The following is a 1,826-nucleotide window of genomic DNA, read 5'->3' as shown; positions in this document are numbered from 1 at the left end:
TTTTTCCACCCTCCTTGCCAAAGCGTGGCTTGTGTGTTGATCCACCTTTCTGCGGCCGTTAATTGCTCCGGCTTGATTTCGCAGATACGTACGCGACCGGTTTTATTCCAAGAGATCAAGCCCGGATTCTCCAGCAGACTGATATGGTTTATGAAAGAAGGCAGCGCCATGTCGAAGGGTTCAGCCAGTTTTGTGACCGAGGATGGCCTGTGGGTCAAGTATTGAATTGCGCTGCGGCGCGTTGGATCTGCCAAAGCGTGAAACACCCAATCGAGTGTATTGCGATAGTTTTCCAGTTGGCTAACAATGGAGGCGGTCACTGCCCGAATCAACGGTCAAGTACCCGACCGGATCATTCTTCAGTGGTTTTTGCTCGTGAGGGAGTGGTTGTATCCCTCTGACCGTGCTTCTTTTCACGGGTTCGCCGCCTGCCACGGTTCAAATTAGCAACCTGTAGTCAGACACCTCTCTAATTAGGCTGGAAAGTAGTACACAAGGATTACGGGCTCTGGGAGCATAAGCTAAACATCCACAAAGAGGCTGTTTTGCCTGCTATAAAATTTCCAGCCATTCTGTGTAATGATTTGCTGTGAATGACGACTAAGGTTAGTGATGTAACCGATTGGCTGTTTAGTGGTGCCCCCACCCCTTTTTATTGAGGATAAGATGAGTATGAAAGTTCTTCACTGCTTTCTTCCCGCCCTAATTGTCACTTCACTACTGTTTGTCGTACCCCGGGTATCAGCTGGTGAGGCCTTTTCCAAAGAGCGCTTTATGGAGCTGCAGGTTGCCAAGCAGCCAGTTTTGATAGATGTGCGAGCAGACTGGTGTCCTACATGTAAAAAGCAAAGGCAGATTCTGACCCAGTTCCAGAAGGATAATCCCCAGTGCGGTCTGATAATTCTGGAGGTGGACTTCGACCGCCAAAAAGACTGGGTCAAGCATTTCCGAGCGCCTCGCCAGTCGACCTTGCTGCTCTATCGAGGAACCGAGCAGGTCTGGTTCAGCGTTGCTGAAACACGCCCCGATGTCATTCGCCAGAATATCTTTGATTCAGTGAAGGCCTGCGGCAAACATGCTTGAACTGAGTGCGATTCCACTGGCCTTGATTGCGGGTACGCTAAGTATTCTCTCGCCCTGTGTCTGGCCGTTGGTGCCAATGGTGGTTGGCGCCTCTAGCAGTGCTGGGAGCTGGGGCCCTTATGCTCTTGCCACAGGGCTCAGCCTGTCGTTTGCCCTGGCAGGCACCGTGTTGAGTTTTCTGCTGGTCTCTTTGGGATTGGACCCGGAACTGTTCCGCTATATTGCGGCAATTCTGCTTATCGTTGTTGCTCTTGTATTATTGATCAAGCCACTTTCCGACTGGTTGACATTACACTTATCGAAAATCACGGTTGGGGCAGGCATTGCTGGTGACGGTGCCTGGGCAGGGCAGTTTGGTATTGGCTTTCTCACGGGAATAATCTGGCTGCCTTGTGTTGGTCCGACTCTGGGGGCTGCTATTGCGCTCGCTTCCATGGGGCAGCAGCTGGGCCAGTCATTTATGGTGATGTTCTCTTTCGGGGTGGGTACTGGCGCAGCACTGCTCGTAGCCGGAAGCCTGTCACGAAAAATCTACAATCGCCTTTCGCCATCGATTGGGGGATTTGCCCTCGGCGGCAAGGTTGTACTCGGCATCATATTGTTGCTGCTTGGTATCATGGTGCTGAGTGGATTTGACAAAGTACTGGAGGCTTGGGCGTTGAATTGGATGCCCGAGTGGACGCTGAGTCTGTAACAGCTTTCCACCCTCTTTGTCGCACATTGTCCCTTCATAGAGAGAAGTG

3 protein-coding genes are annotated in these 1,826 nt (G+C 51.5%); 2 read left to right on the top strand and 1 reads right to left on the bottom strand.

From position 1 onward, the window contains the following. Positions 1-320: helix-turn-helix transcriptional regulator (locus Q5Y71_RS16715; RefSeq protein WP_306043214.1), on the bottom strand; the 320-nt coding region annotated here is incomplete at its 3' end. A 352-nt stretch (positions 321-672) separates the two neighbouring features. Between Q5Y71_RS16715 and Q5Y71_RS16710 the strand changes: the two genes are divergently transcribed. Next, positions 673-1,083 carry a thioredoxin family protein gene (locus tag Q5Y71_RS16710; RefSeq protein WP_306043213.1) on the top strand — a complete coding sequence of 137 codons (411 nt, stop codon included), beginning with the start codon at positions 673-675 and terminating at the stop codon, positions 1,081-1,083. Beyond that, complete coding sequence (locus tag Q5Y71_RS16705; protein ID WP_306043212.1) at positions 1,076-1,777, top strand: cytochrome c biogenesis CcdA family protein; 702 nt, start codon at positions 1,076-1,078, stop codon at positions 1,775-1,777. Before Q5Y71_RS16710 ends, Q5Y71_RS16705 begins: the two co-directional genes overlap by 8 nt. Positions 1,778-1,826: the final 49 nt, after the last annotated feature.

Source organism: Microbulbifer sp. 2205BS26-8 (assembly GCF_030731025.1).
Taxonomy (GTDB): Bacteria; Pseudomonadota; Gammaproteobacteria; order Pseudomonadales; family Cellvibrionaceae; genus Microbulbifer; species Microbulbifer spongiae.
The sequence above is the reverse complement of the archived record's forward strand: the minus strand, read 5'-3'. Positions and strand labels throughout refer to the sequence as shown.